This is a genomic window from Paenibacillus sp. SZ31, from assembly GCF_012912005.1.
GTDB lineage: Bacteria > Bacillota > Bacilli > Paenibacillales > Paenibacillaceae > Paenibacillus.
Genome location: NZ_JABBEA010000007.1, coordinates 54,523 through 67,622 on the forward strand (window position 1 = coordinate 54,523; position 13,100 = coordinate 67,622).

General features: G+C 46.5%; 12 protein-coding genes and 1 riboswitch. Of the genes, 7 read left to right on the forward strand and 5 right to left on the reverse strand.

What is annotated here, in order from left to right:
• Window positions 1-20: 20 nt before the first annotated feature.
• Window positions 21-509, forward strand: a complete 489-nt coding sequence (locus HF638_RS15375; RefSeq protein WP_169481155.1) for an HPP family protein — start codon at window positions 21-23, stop codon at window positions 507-509.
• 78 nt (window positions 510-587) lie between these two features.
• Here the strand turns inward: HF638_RS15375 and HF638_RS15380 are convergent, their stop codons facing one another.
• The 5 genes from HF638_RS15380 to HF638_RS15400 all read right to left on the reverse strand — a co-directional run bounded on the left by HF638_RS15380 (window position 588) and on the right by HF638_RS15400 (window position 6,947).
• A complete protein-coding gene (locus tag HF638_RS15380) occupies window positions 588-1,553 on the reverse strand; it encodes a tyrosine-type recombinase/integrase (RefSeq protein ID WP_169480993.1) in 966 nt (321 codons plus the stop codon).
• A 55-nt stretch (window positions 1,554-1,608) separates the two neighbouring features.
• Window positions 1,609-2,688 (reverse strand): hypothetical protein, encoded by a 1,080-nt coding sequence (locus HF638_RS15385; RefSeq protein WP_169480994.1) that lies wholly within the window; start codon window positions 2,686-2,688, stop codon window positions 1,609-1,611.
• Between the two features lie 262 nt (window positions 2,689-2,950).
• Window positions 2,951-4,387, reverse strand: coding sequence for a branched-chain amino acid transporter BcaP (gene bcaP / locus HF638_RS15390; RefSeq protein ID WP_211175666.1), 1,437 nt, complete (start codon window positions 4,385-4,387; stop codon window positions 2,951-2,953).
• 520 nt (window positions 4,388-4,907) lie between these two features.
• Window positions 4,908-6,275: an amidohydrolase family protein gene (locus HF638_RS15395; RefSeq protein WP_481856158.1), complete on the reverse strand. Its 1,368-nt coding sequence runs from the start codon at window positions 6,273-6,275 to the stop codon at window positions 4,908-4,910.
• 120 nt (window positions 6,276-6,395) lie between these two features.
• Entirely contained in the window at window positions 6,396-6,947 is a 552-nt protein-coding gene (locus HF638_RS15400; protein ID WP_169480996.1) for a CGNR zinc finger domain-containing protein, read from the reverse strand.
• Window positions 6,948-7,085: 138 nt separating this feature from the next.
• Between HF638_RS15400 and HF638_RS15405 the strand changes: the two genes are divergently transcribed.
• The 6 genes from HF638_RS15405 (at window position 7,086) to HF638_RS15430 (ending at window position 13,047) form a co-directional block, all read left to right on the forward strand.
• Window positions 7,086-7,586, forward strand: a complete 501-nt coding sequence (locus HF638_RS15405; RefSeq protein ID WP_169480997.1) for a DinB family protein — start codon at window positions 7,086-7,088, stop codon at window positions 7,584-7,586.
• Between the two features lie 84 nt (window positions 7,587-7,670).
• Window positions 7,671-7,824, forward strand: a riboswitch (FMN riboswitch).
• Window positions 7,825-7,968: 144 nt separating this feature from the next.
• A complete protein-coding gene (locus HF638_RS15410) occupies window positions 7,969-8,949 on the forward strand; it encodes a DMT family transporter (RefSeq protein ID WP_169480998.1) in 981 nt (326 codons plus the stop codon).
• Between the two features lie 254 nt (window positions 8,950-9,203).
• Complete coding sequence (locus tag HF638_RS15415) at window positions 9,204-10,700, forward strand: amidase (protein WP_169480999.1); 1,497 nt, start codon at window positions 9,204-9,206, stop codon at window positions 10,698-10,700.
• Window positions 10,701-10,830: 130 nt separating this feature from the next.
• On the forward strand, window positions 10,831-11,448 hold the full coding sequence (locus HF638_RS15420) for a DUF1989 domain-containing protein (RefSeq protein WP_211175667.1): 618 nt from the start codon (window positions 10,831-10,833) through the stop codon (window positions 11,446-11,448).
• 128 nt (window positions 11,449-11,576) lie between these two features.
• Window positions 11,577-12,203: a LysE family translocator gene (locus HF638_RS15425; RefSeq protein ID WP_062834846.1), complete on the forward strand. Its 627-nt coding sequence runs from the start codon at window positions 11,577-11,579 to the stop codon at window positions 12,201-12,203.
• Between the two features lie 82 nt (window positions 12,204-12,285).
• Window positions 12,286-13,047 carry a YqcI/YcgG family protein gene (locus HF638_RS15430; protein WP_062834847.1) on the forward strand — a complete coding sequence of 254 codons (762 nt, stop codon included), beginning with the start codon at window positions 12,286-12,288 and terminating at the stop codon, window positions 13,045-13,047.
• The last annotated feature ends 53 nt before the right edge of the window (window positions 13,048-13,100 follow it).

Below are 13,100 nucleotides of genomic sequence, written 5' to 3' on the forward strand. Positions count from 1 at the left end.
TAACCGATTTTCTAGCTAAAATGAAGGGAACGGGTAGGAGTACACTAAAAGTAGATCCTTTTAGTGCACTTATTGGGGGGATCGGAGGTTTTGTGACCATCAGTATTTTATCTTTACTCACCCTTTGGACTTCAAATCTATGGATTATTGCGCCTTTTGGTGCAAGCTGTGTGCTCGCTTTTGGATTTTGGGATGCTCCGTTATCCCAGCCACGAAACATCATTGGAGGGCACTTTATTTCTGCTCTGACTGGTTTGGCAATGCTTCATCTATTCGGTGATAGTATGTGGGTTATGGCCGCTGCCGTAGGTCTGGCAATTGCATTTATGATGTTGACCAAAACATCACATCCACCTGCTGGCGCTGATCCGATAGCCGTCATACTGGCTGGAAGTGGTTGGTCGTTTCTGTTCACGCCAGTACTTACAGGCTCGATAACGATTGTAGCAATGGCACTACTGATCAACAACCTGGACAAAAAGCGCAGATACCCATCGTTCTGGATATAAAGCATATGGAAGCTAGGTATGATTACTATTAGTTTACATAATATTAATTACGTAATTATATTAAAAGAACCGCAGCTCCTATGAGTTGCGGCTCTCTTCATGATTGTAATGAAGTGGTTGTGTATTGAACATCGGCAGCTTCACTTCAAGTAAGGCCATGGCCTCTTCTTTCTCCCTACTGGTGACGTGTGTGTACACGGTTGTCGTTTGGATCGACGCGTGACCAAGCAGCTCCTGCACGGTACGCAGATCGGCTCCACGTCGTAACATCATGGTCGCGAAGGAGTGACGCAGCTTATGGCTGGAGTAGTTTTGACGTTGATTAGCCGGTGATTCCTGCTGGAAGCGTTCAAAGGTTTCCGTGGATATGAGCTGAATGCTACGAATCGAAAGTCTCTTCCCTTTTTGCGAGACAAATAGTGCTTCCTCTTTCGGTCGCCAAGGATCGAGACGCTCAGCCATAGCTTGAGATAACACGTCCGCCACGGTCTCTGGTACAGGAAGCGAGCGCCATTTCCGGCCTTTACCGAATACATCCAATGTACGCCGCTCCGCGTTATAGTCTTTGCAATCCAAAGCATGCACTTCTCCAACCCGTAATCCCATATATCCCATCAGCAGAAAAACAGCCAGATTACGTGTACGATACTTGCCTTCTACCGACTCCAGAAACCGGGTCAGCCCACTTTCATCAAGGAAAACGGGCGCACGGTTTTTCTCGGTTTTGGACTTCTTGATCCCAAACGCCGGATTATTCGTTAACAATTCGAGTTCAATGAGGGACTTGTAAAAACAGTTCACCGCCGCATGTTTGCGATTTCTCGTGGCATCACTAACCCCACGCTCCCGAGCGCGGGACAGAAACGACAGCACATGCAGCTTTTTGACCTGCTCCAGTGACTTTCCTTGAATGGAGACCAGGAATTCTACCACGTCACCTGTGTATGATTTTACCGTATGGCCTGTATATCCGGCGTCCTTCATCCATATGTGAAAAGCTTCTAGCTCGTCCGCATATTGCTCCTGGATCTCCTCAGTTATCAACTAGCCCTCACCTCGATTCGGTTCTATTTATTATAGTCTAAGCTGAACAGAACCCCTACGCTTCATCCACAATGACAACGTCAATCAGCGGAATGATCGTTTCGGGTGTGCCCTGACTACGAGTAAGTACAAACGATGGCAATGGATTCTCGTGTAGCCCATTCACGGATTCACAGATCTGTGTATATAAATCCATATGCAACGTCTCGCCTTCACCCGCCACATCAATGACAGGCCAATCGTTCTGAACACAGGCAGGCCAGTAAGCCAGTTCATTCGCCGGCACGATACTCAGTTGCTGAATGGACGGATCAATATGGTAGATTCCTTGCCGTTCAGGTTCATCGCCCAGCTTGTCCACGGCAAGCATTCGAGCAGATGGCTCGTCTGGAGCAGAATAGAGTGAATAACACCACGGAGTGACGCCCCAGACAATTGCCATCAGACCTTCTTCCAACAACGTATCTGACAGTTCTCCTTCTGCAAATTGTTCAATCAGATTATGGTTACCCGGTCCGATTAGTTCCTCCACACGCTTAGCGAGTCGAGGCAAGTCAGCGAGAATAAAACCTCCTCTGCCATAGGAGTCAAATACATGATGGTTCCTAGTCCAAACAGGTTGAGATGGCACAGCCAACGACGCTGCTTCTGCCGGGAAAAGCGATATATATACGGTAATAACCTGCGCATACTTAACCATTGCAAGTTGTTCAGGTTCAAGCGTGCCTTCAGCGATACGAGGTGTTTTCATATGCAGGGAGATTCGAAGTTCGTATTCCCCTTCTGCAAATGCTGACCAACCCAGATTAACAGGTTGTTCAACCCCCTCAATAGAAGCAATGGAGATCGTGCTATCCGGGTTGAGTTTAACAGCATATTGTACGTATGCTAGCTCCTGACCATAGATGATATTGGCATCTTGACGATCGACAGGTGATTCCAACGGTTGTGCAATGACAGATACTTTACGTCCATCCTTCAGAAGGCGCTGCGGATCAATATCCAACTGTAAGGCTTGTGTGTCCCCCGATTGTGAGATATGCAGCTTTGCCTCGGCAAGTACGGCTGAGTCAGCCAGCGCAAATCCAAAAGCTGCATTTTGATGACCTGAATTTGTATGTAATGGTGTGTTCATGATACATCCCCTCTCTTATGTCTGATGGCATGTCACATCCCCAAATATATTTCATATTTGGCTTAGCCGCAACCCCGGCTCCTTGATTTAGTTCATCACGCCCCTTATTACTTACCGATATATGAAGAAAATTCCAACCTTCCCCTGCTGTTATCATCCTTTATCTTGCTATATAAAAAAATCCTCATCCCGCTTCGCCTAAGCGATACGCAATGAGGAAAAATGAAGAGGTTCTCGGTTAAAGATGATGTTCTCGACTAATCTATTTATCCTTCGCTCTGAAAGCACTGGAGATCCGGCGTGCCGGATTCAGATGACTGTAATGCCGTCCATACGCAAAGTAGATAATCAATCCGATGATCAACCAAGCAAAGAACGTAATCCATGTCAGCGCCGCAAGGCGTGTCATCAAGTATACACAGCCCAGAGCACTCAAAATCGGAATTAGTGGCACAAGTGGAACACGGAAGCCACGTTTGAGATCCGGGTTATTTTTACGCAACACGATAATGCCCAGACTTACGACTGCAAAAGCAAACAACGTTCCGATGTTCGTCAGCTCCGCCAGATGTCCCAGTGAGATGAACCCGGAGAACAGAGCAACGATAATGCCCGCAACCCATGTCCCTACCGCTGGTGTCTGGCTTTTGCCACTAATCTTGGAGAAGACCGGAGACAGTAGTCCGTCACGAGACATGGAATAGAGCAAACGCGTCTGACCATACATCATAACCAGCAATACGGTCGTAATGCCGGTAATCGCTCCAAGAGATACAATCCAGGACAATCCCTTCAATTGAACAAATTCAAATGCAAACGCAACGGGATCACTTACATTCAACATGTTATAAGGCACGATGCCTGTGAGGATCAACGATACAACGATGTAGAGAACGGTACAGATTGCCAGTGATGCAATAATTCCGATCGGCAAATCCCGTTGTGGCCGCTTAACCTCTTCTGCAGCAGTGGAGACCGCATCAAATCCGATGTAGGCAAAAAATACCGTAGCTGCCCCTGCAGTTACACCCGAGATACCAAAAGGCAAAAATGGCTGCCAGTTGGTTGGCTCTACATAGAAAACTCCTACACCAATAAAGATCAGCACCACGATAATTTTAATCGCGACCATGATGCCGTTCGCACGAGCCGCTTCCTTCACTCCTCGAGTAAGCAGGAAAGTAATAATTAACGTAATGATTGCAGCTGTGATATCAAAATAAGTACCCTTTTCCGGACTAAACGCACTCGTCAGCGCATGGGGTAACTCTAACCCAAATCCGGACAATAACGTTTGAAAATATCCAGACCATCCACTGGCTACCGCCGCACTCGCGAATCCATACTCTAATATCAAATCCCATCCCAGGATCCAGGCAATCACTTCGCCAAAAGCCGTATAGCTATACGTATACGCACTACCTGATGCCGGTATGCTTGATGCGAATTCCGAGTAACACAAGGCAGCGAAGGCACATATGATACCTGCCAGCAAAAATGATAATACAAGTCCGGGTCCGGCATACGTTGCGGCAGCTACACCGGTCAGTACGAAAATGCCTGTACCAATAATGGCACCTACCCCGAGTGTGGTTAAGTCCAACGGACCGAGTGCCCGTTTCAGTGCACTGTTGTTATCGCCCCCGGAGGCAATTGGTTTTTTACGAAATAATGAAGATCGTTGTTCGTTCTCACGCATAGTCATGTTCCTCTCGTCATGAATCTTGAATGTGCTATGGATGTAGCAGAGATTGGATGGCTTCCCATCTGTTCTATGAAAAAGTCATTTGTTCTATCTTATCGATCACCTATAAAAACCTAGCGAATTCTACACGTTATCGCGTTGCTTGGGTAAATTTATTTTTGGAGATCACTTATTTTGTTCTTTTTCCGCGAAAATTATCATGATCTGTTGCACGTGGTTGAATATGAAAATGGATTTAAAACAAAACTGCGTATAATTTATATTATGCGCAGTTTTTATGAGCCTATTTTCCCGCAAAAAACATCTTTAGTTCCTTGTTATCTGAAGTTAAGAAAAAGAGAGCTCTTTTCGTCTTTTTCCGCTGTATCTTCCTCCCTTATCCTGTCTAATTCCACGATATGAAGGCATGTCAAAGAGCCACATATCATTATGCGGCCCTTCATTTCTTACTATAGGTAGAATTGTATATAAAAATACAAACTGACTTCATTTCAGGTTTCTATGAAAAAGTAAATTATGAGAACGTAATTCTCTCCGCGTCCGACATCCGGTATTGGGATAACAGATAATCTTTGCTCTGCATCGCCGTATGACGGATTGCGTCCAGATCAACATGAAGCAGCTTGCCCTCTCGCTTCACGAGTCTGCCTGCCACAAATACCGTATCGACGTTGGACGGATTGGCAAATTGAACGACAGCACCGATCGGATCATGGACAGGGAATAGATTCAGATCGGTGGTACGAATCATGATCAGATCCGCTTCCTTTCCTGGTGTCAACGTTCCAACCTTCTGCTCTAGTCCCAATGCTTGGGCGCCAGCTGAAGTTGCAAATCTCAGTACTTGGCTGGACTGCAAGTTCAACTCACCGGGCATCTCACCCTGCTGCAGAAGTTGTTCATTCGCTCTCGATCGTTCAGCCTGAAGTGCAAACTTCATCTGTGAGAACATATCCCCGCCTGTTGACGTGACCACATCTACACCGAGTGTAGGGGTTCCTCCATGTTCGAGAAAATAGCCGGTTGCCGGATATCCATGACCCATCATCATTTCAACCTCTGGTGTGACCGACAGAGAAGCACCGCTATCCGCCAGCATTTTGTATTCATCCATGCCCATGGTGTTACCGTGAACAATATTCACTCGTGGACTTAACAGCCCCACTTCATACAAATGACTAACAGAGCGATCTACAGACCCCCAACTGCCAAATCCGGCATGCATGGAACAGATGGCATCCAGTTCTTGAGCTAACTCAATCTCCTTCACCGTTGTATCCCAATGACTGAACTCCGGACCACGAATAGCAAGTCCATAAGTAAGCAATTGATCCCTTGATGAAAAATATCGTTCTTTGACTCTTCTCACATCATTCGAATACGTGAGCAGACTATCCCGATTCCAGTAGTTCGTCTCACCAGGTACTCCATGAGCAAATACCGCCCGAATCCCGGCATCCTGAAGTCCACGAATCAGTTCATCCGTGTGCTCGGAAGAATACGGCATGCTCCAATCCAATACTGTCGTCACTCCTGCGTTAAGCGCTTCCAAGGAACCGAGCAGGTTGGCAATATAACTATCTTGTGGACGGAGCTTGCTTCCCATCGCACCATAATAGAGATTTTGCAAATAAACGGGCAACGACCAGTTGGTTCCCGCTGTTTTGACCAGTGATTCCCACACATGCCGATGTGTGTCCACCAGCCCAGGCATAATAATCATGGATGAAGCATCAATGACCTCCGCATCCGGAATATCCAGATCGGGCTGAACCGCCGTGATCAACGAATCTTGAATCAGAACGTCCGCCCTCTTATACTGTCCAACTCGAGCATCCATCGACAACACACAGCCATTTTTCAACAGATAACTTGTCCGCACAAGACACATCTCCCATCTGATTTGTTTTGAAAGACGATCACATCCTGCTTACGAATCCGCACTGCTTCTGACTATTGTTTCACTAGTATATATACATTATATAGTTTATGTTAATATTTTTCAATTTTGGGTTTTGCGTTTCGCTCGAAATCTTCTGACCTTCATCAGGTTTCCACACATCTTATCATCACAGTACTTCTGTGTTCTGCTTCGGGTATCATCATAGAACATCCAGCGACAATCCGAATTATCACAGATGCGAATCCTGCCCGCTTCTCCCTCCACCAAAGTCACAGCAAAGTCAGCAGCTACTTCAGCCATAACCTGATGCCAATGGGCTTCTACAGCTACCAGCTGGAGCTTCAGTCCCTGATCAATTGTAGTCAATCTTCTTCTCACATGCCCTGCTTCCATAAAGTCATTCAACCAATTACGTTCCTGTTCTGTTAAGGATGCTCCGGAAGATACACGAGATCCGAGAGCCAACAATTCATTTCTGAAGTTTCTCATCGACAACTCATCTTCTGGGGATGCGGGGACAGAAGCATGAAGTTGCCATCGATCCAAGAAATCTTGCTGCCAGCTTGCCTTTCCGAGCCTGTCCTCCGATCGATCTCCCCCACGCCAATCATGATAATCACTGTTTACAAAATCAGTCCATAACCTGTTCATATATACCTCCGCCCTATGTAACCACCTTAATTCAACAAAGAAGGTTACACTCAATCCTTGATGTGTTATATTAAGTGTAACCTTATTACGATGGTTTAGCTAGTTACATCAAAACAGCACTCAAGGAGGAATACTTGGATGACGAAGACAACAGCACTAGATGTGTTACTTATTCAAAAGGATGACACCTGGGATCAATGCAATTGGATTGTACCTTTGTCAAAGTCCTTGGAAGGACTTACAGCGGAGCAAGCAGCTTGGATTCCACCCGTAGGGGGATTAAGCATCTGGCAGTTGGTTAACCATATGTATTATTACAACCATCGCTTATTATGTCGCATCCAAGGTAAAGAGCCTGCACTTCCAGCCGTAGACTCCAATGAGTATACGTTTGGGAACCCCGGAGATTCAACGGATGCAGACGGATGGAATACATTACTGAAGGGTACAACTCGATTAGCCCAACAGTTGAGAGATCAAATGGCGACACTACAGGAGTCAGATCTTGAAGCCGTTTATATGGATACCGAAGAGAAATGGGCACACGAACTAGCTCGCTGGGTACTCCATGATGCGTATCACGCAGGACAGATCGTGCTTCTTCGCAGACAGCAAGGAAGCTGGAATATCATTTATTAAAAATAATGCTTGAACTGCTAGCGCTTACAGGAATAAGATGAACTTATTAATGTTACAGCTTGTTCAACACACTATATAATTGAATAGGATCTTCGGGGTAGGGTGCAATTCCCGACCGGCGGTGATGTTCTTCGGAACCAGCCCGCGACTCGCTATTTGTTCTTCACGAAGGACATGTAGCGACTGACTTGGTGTGAATCCAAGGCCGACGGTACAGTCCGGATGAGAGAAGATCAACACATTGACATGCCGTTCACGGGAAGGCCTCTTTCCTGACGCATGTCCTTGGATGAGCCCCCGTTTATTTGGTATATACCGAAACGGGGGCTTTTGTCGATTTTGCCAACTGAAGATTCCGTGTTCTGACGAAGGAGTCCTGAATATGGAAAAGACATCATCTGCATCAACCGTTTACCGCAAAGAACGAAGTAATACCGGATTCTGGCTTGTTGTTCTCGGCGCCGCCCTCTGGGGTGTGGATCCACTCTTCCGCATTATTTTGCTTAATACGATGACATCCACGCAGATTGTACTGGTGGAACATATCATCGTTAGTCTAATAGCGATTCCCGTGCTGTGGAAATTCCGGGCTGATCTGAAAAACCTGCGCGCTCGCCACTGGATTGCCGTGATCTTTATCTCATGGGGAGGATCAGCGCTCGCAACGGTATTGTTCACCATGGCACTTACACATAACGATCCGAACACTGTACTTTTATTGCAAAAAATGCAACCACTCTTCGCCATTGTACTTGCTAAGCTGTTATTGAAAGAAACGTTACCACGTCGCTTCGGCGGACTGTTCTTCATAGCATTAGCAGGAACGTACCTGCTTACATTTGGCTTTACACTGCCACTAGGTAACTGGGACAACTGGATTCATGCTGGCAGCTTGTTATCCCTTGGGGCTGCTGCCTTATGGGGAGGCTCAACCGTCATGGGCCGACTGATGCTAGGACAGGCGCGGTACGAAACAGTCACCTCCCTTCGCTTCGTCGTTGCTCTCCCACTCCTGATCTTTATGACGTGGAACGAAGGTGCAGCATGGACGTTTCCGTCCGGAACGGGTGAACAGACTGCTGTTATCCTCAACATTCTTGGTCAGGCATTGTTACCAGGTTTGCTCAGTCTTCTGTTATATTATAAAGGTCTGTCGTCGACCAAAGCTTCTGTTGCAACTCTCGCGGAACTTAGCTTCCCGATGGCGGGTGTGTTGGTGAACTGGATTGCTTTCCGTACGCTGATTACATGGGAGCAACTGCTTGGTTTTATCTTGATCTGGGTGGTCCTCTTCGCCATCTCCAGACAGCAGGAACGATCATCAACTGCGTCCGATGCAGCACCTAAGCTTCGAACTGAATAAGCGGATATATCCGAGGATCACATTTAAACAAATAATCAAATATAAAATAAAACCATTGCACATCGCATTTGATGAGCAGTGGTTTTTTATTTCCACTACTAATATCTCCAATCTTCTGCTCTTTTCCATCCCCTCATAGCGAATATCCAATTCATCGCACTACGTCCCTTCTATGTTTTGTCTTTTATCTAATCCGGTGGTACGATGACATATGGAATAACAGATGAACTATATTCAGAGAGGAACGATCACTAATGTCTTCATTCTCATATACCTCATACGACGCCGTAGGTTTGGCTGAACTGATCCGATCCCGGGAAGTATCCCCGGTTGACTTGCTGGAAGCGGCGTTTGCACGCCTTGAAGAAGTCAATCCGCAGCTTAATGCGGTCATTCGTACATATGAAACCCGTTCACGGGAGGAAGCCGGCTTGGTTCGCCCTGGAGAACAACCATTTGCCGGTGTGCCCCTGCTTCTGAAAGATATTTCGCAATCCTTGGAAGGTGAATTTCTAACTTCAGGTTCACGTTTGTTCAGCGAGCATCGCGCATTACGCAATTCCAATTTTGTCACTCGACTGCGTGATGCAGGCTTTATCATCATAGGACATACCAATACGCCTGAATTTGGTTTGAAAAATATTACCGAGCCCCGTCTTCATGGGCCAACTCGCAATCCATGGAATATCAATCACTCCCCAGGGGGTTCAAGCGGCGGTGCTGCCGCCGCTGTAGCTTCGGGTATTGTCCCTCTTGCCGGAGCCAGTGACGGAGGCGGTTCAATCCGTATTCCCGCTTCATTTAGCGGATTGTTTGGATTGAAACCAACCCGCGGACGCACACCTGTAGGACCGGGAGTTGGTCGTCAATGGCAAGGCGCATCGATTGATTTTGCACTATCCCGCTCGGTTCGGGACAGTGCAGCCCTGCTCGATACTTTGCAAGTCATTCAGCCTGAAGCTGCATTTCATGCTCCACTCTTTCCAGGCAGTTACTTGGCAGATATGAGCTATCCACATCAACGCAAACTGAAAATTGCGTATACAACGGATTCGCCTGTCGGCACACCTGTCAGCGCAGAAGCCAAAGAATCGGTATATAAGCTCGTTCGCTGGTTGGAAGACCAAGGTCATCATGTTGAAGAAAAACTGAGTCCGGTGAACGGAGTCCGGTTGATGGAGAACTACTATATGATGAACAGCGGTGAGATGGCCGCGATGATCTCTTCCATGGAACGATCCATGGGCCGGGCGCTGACTTCCGATGATATGGAGATTGAATCCTGGGTTCTGGCTGAAGCTGGAAAAAAGGTGTCCGCTGCGGAATTTGTTCATAGTCTGGCTGAATGGGATGTAGCTGCCGCTCAGATGTCCACTTTGTTTGAGCGCTATGACTTCTACGTCACACCCGTTAATGCTTTTTCTGCACCTAAGATTGGAGAGTTGACACCTCATGACGAACAGATTCGTAATCTCATGCGGATTAGTGAATTGGACAAGACCCAGCAGCAGCAACTCATCTATGAGATGTTTGAGCCAAGTCTTACGTATACTCCGTTCACCCAGCTCGCGAATTTAACAGGTCAGCCTGCGATAAGTTTACCTCTGCATATGACACCTGAAGGTTTGCCAATGGGCGTTCAAGTGATGGCAACCAAGGGACGTGAGGATTGGTTATTACATCTAGCTGCACAGCTGGAACAATCAGATCTCTGGATCGGGATGAAAGGTAATCCAATGTTTCCAGCTTAGAACGTTCAGCGTGTATCTACCTTTATCATTGAACGTTACCCACCTGAGTATGATGTGTTGCCAAAATAGTGCATGAAAGCCTCGTTTGCTCCGCATACTGAAAGCAAAAAATAGCGGAGGAATGTGACGAATGAATACCAAACAGCCTCATAAACAGTCTTTTCGTATCCCTCCCAAAACGGGATATGCCCTAAAAGTAAGCAAGGGTTCTTTATTACGTATAACAGATCTGGAGGGGCAGCAAGTCATTGATTTTGTGGCATACGATGCGCAAGATGCTAACCATCGCTTGGACCCGGGCGTGACAATGGATGTATTGCGCACTTACAGGATCAAGCCGGGACAGTTTGTGTATTCCAATCAATATCAACCCTTACTTAAGATTGTCCGTGACACCGTTGGGGTACATGATTTCTTCAACTCTGCTTGTCGCCCAGAGATGTATGAGGTGTTATACGACAAAAAGGATCACGCCAGTTGTTATCACAATCTGAATACGGCACTGGAACCCTTCGGCATCTTACCACCGGATCAACACTATCCGTTTAATCTGTTTATGAAATCTGTTGTAGACAGTCAAGGCAAAATTGATGTTGTAGCACCCGACTCACGTGCAGGTGATTATATCGAAATGGAGGCATTAATGGACCTTACAATTGGGCTCTCCGCTTGTCCTTGTGAGGAAAGTTCGTGCAACGGCTACCACTGTACTCCAATTCAATTGGATGTCGAATCTTCAATAGATTAACAAGGCCATAGGCAATATGATATAAATAGTTTGTTCTAATTCACTCCTTGCGGGAATACGATGACTTGTACCCATTTTCTGTGAGAACTGGTACAATTCATCGAACCCGTTAAGGAGTGAACGTGTTTATGTCTGTACTGTTCAGTTATATTATTCTGGGAATCTCATTGTCTGCTCCAATCGGTCCGATTAACGCCGCTCAACTTGACCGCGGAGCCAGGCACGGATTCATGCACGCATGGATTTTAGGACTCGGCGCCATGTTTGCAGACTTGGTGTATATGCTATTGATTTATTTTGGAGTTGCCCATTTTCTGGACACGCCGTTTATGCGCTCTTTTCTCTGGTCATTCGGCAGTTTTATTCTCATTTACACGGGAGTGGAAACGCTCTCGAAGCTGAAACAGGGGATTCAAGGTACATCTACTGCGGAAGCGACTGTTCGAAAATCGTTTATATCCGGCTTTTTGATGGCCCTGTCCAATCCACTGAATATTTTGTTTTGGCTTGGTATCTATGGCTCCATTCTCGCGACGACTGTGAAACATACGGATACCGCTCATTTGCTGCTCTACAGTTCAGGCATATTCATTGGCATCTTGTTGTGGGATGTTATTATGGCTGGCATGGCCAGTCGATTCCACAAACATAGCAGTGAGAACGTATTGCGCTGGATCTCCATTATTTCGGGAATCTGCCTGATCGGATTTGGTTTGTATTTCGGGTACGAAGCTGTGCGTTCCATATTTTTCTGACAACAAAATCAGGCTGGACAGTCACCCAACATCCTCCACATTAATACTTTAACGGTATCATGTGGAATGGAGTTGGGAATCAATGGCGGAGCTGTATAGTGCCGACGAAATAAACACCTTGTTTGAGCGTCTTCCATCTTGGCAGCAGGACGCTTATTCGCAATTTGGTAAAATGATCGCCGACGATGATAATACGTATCCATGTGTACCTGGACGAATGGGATTTCTGTCAGGACATTTGAGGTTCGGCTTTACGTGTGATCCCCGATCTGAACAAGCTGCCGAAGATATGGCGGATCTGCTTAGACAGTATGGTCCTGTATCCAGAGACACAGGTCATTACGCTTCCATGGTGGTCATCTGTGAGACGCCAAATGATCTCAAAGATCATACAACGGTAGAGCAATATCAGACCTTATTCTGGCAAATGCTTAATCGGGTAAGTTCACACGATACCGAGCCGTGGCCTGAACATATTTCAACCGATCCTCATGATTCATCGTGGGAGTTTTGCTTTGGCGGAGAGCCTTACTTTTGTTTTTGCGCAACTCCCGCACATGAACTCAGAGCTAGCCGACATTTTCCTTATCTCATGTTTGCTTTTCAACCACGGTGGGTATTCGAATCCATCAATGACAACACCCCTCTTGGCCGCAAAATGAAAACCTTGATCCGCAAACGTCTCGCTGCCTATGATGCTGTTCCTGCTCACCCTTCGCTGATGTGGTACGGTCAGCAGGATAATCTGGAGTGGAAACAATATTTCCTGCCTGATGATGAGCAGACACCTTCCAAGTGTCCATTCATGCGGATGAAGCAAGCTTTAGGCAAGTTGACGAAATAATCTTACAACACTTATTACGTACTCTTAGTACGCTGGGTAACCTCCACGAAAGC

What these genes read in the sequence shown, in the direction of transcription:
- HF638_RS15375 (WP_169481155.1), top strand. Translation starts at nt 21, where the DNA reads ATGAAGGGAACGGGTAGGAGTACACTAAAAGTAGATCCTTTTAGTGCA.
- HF638_RS15385 (WP_169480994.1), bottom strand. Translation starts at nt 2,688, where the DNA reads ATGAACACACCATTACATACAAATTCAGGTCATCAAAATGCAGCTTTT.
- bcaP (WP_211175666.1), bottom strand. Translation starts at nt 4,387, where the DNA reads ATGCGTGAGAACGAACAACGATCTTCATTATTTCGTAAAAAACCAATT.
- HF638_RS15400 (WP_169480996.1), bottom strand. Translation starts at nt 6,947, where the DNA reads ATGAACAGGTTATGGACTGATTTTGTAAACAGTGATTATCATGATTGG.
- HF638_RS15405 (WP_169480997.1), top strand. Translation starts at nt 7,086, where the DNA reads ATGACGAAGACAACAGCACTAGATGTGTTACTTATTCAAAAGGATGAC.
- HF638_RS15410 (WP_169480998.1), top strand. Translation starts at nt 7,969, where the DNA reads ATGGAAAAGACATCATCTGCATCAACCGTTTACCGCAAAGAACGAAGT.
- HF638_RS15415 (WP_169480999.1), top strand. Translation starts at nt 9,204, where the DNA reads ATGTCTTCATTCTCATATACCTCATACGACGCCGTAGGTTTGGCTGAA.
- HF638_RS15420 (WP_211175667.1), top strand. Translation starts at nt 10,831, where the DNA reads ATGAATACCAAACAGCCTCATAAACAGTCTTTTCGTATCCCTCCCAAA.
- HF638_RS15425 (WP_062834846.1), top strand. Translation starts at nt 11,577, where the DNA reads ATGTCTGTACTGTTCAGTTATATTATTCTGGGAATCTCATTGTCTGCT.
- HF638_RS15430 (WP_062834847.1), top strand. Translation starts at nt 12,286, where the DNA reads ATGGCGGAGCTGTATAGTGCCGACGAAATAAACACCTTGTTTGAGCGT.